This window comes from Streptomyces sp. NRRL F-5650 (genome assembly GCF_000721365.1).
In the GTDB taxonomy this organism is placed as follows: Bacteria; Actinomycetota; Actinomycetes; order Streptomycetales; family Streptomycetaceae; genus Streptomyces; species Streptomyces ardesiacus.
This window is the reverse complement of the sequence record NZ_JOGV01000209.1, coordinates 1-224: the sequence shown is the minus strand read 5'-3', so window position 1 is coordinate 224 and position 224 is coordinate 1. Positions and strand designations below refer to the sequence as shown.

Here is a 224-nt window from a genome sequence, read left to right as displayed (position 1 = left end):
GACTGCCTCTGGCTCCCGCCCTTCTTCAAGTCGCCCCTGCGCGACGGCGGGTACGACGTCTCCGACTACACCGCCGTCCTGCCCGAGTTCGGCGACCTCGCCGACTTCGTGGAGTTCGTCGACGCGGCGCACCAGCGCGGCATGCGCGTGATCATCGACTTCGTCATGAACCACACCAGCGACCAGCACCCGTGGTTCCAGGAGTCCCGCAAGAACCCCGACGG

1 protein-coding gene is annotated in these 224 nt (G+C 67.4%); it reads left to right on the top strand.

Features of this window, described 5'->3' with window-relative positions:
* Positions 1–224: alpha-amylase family glycosyl hydrolase (locus IG88_RS40065; protein ID WP_037837608.1), on the top strand; the 224-nt coding region annotated here is incomplete at both ends.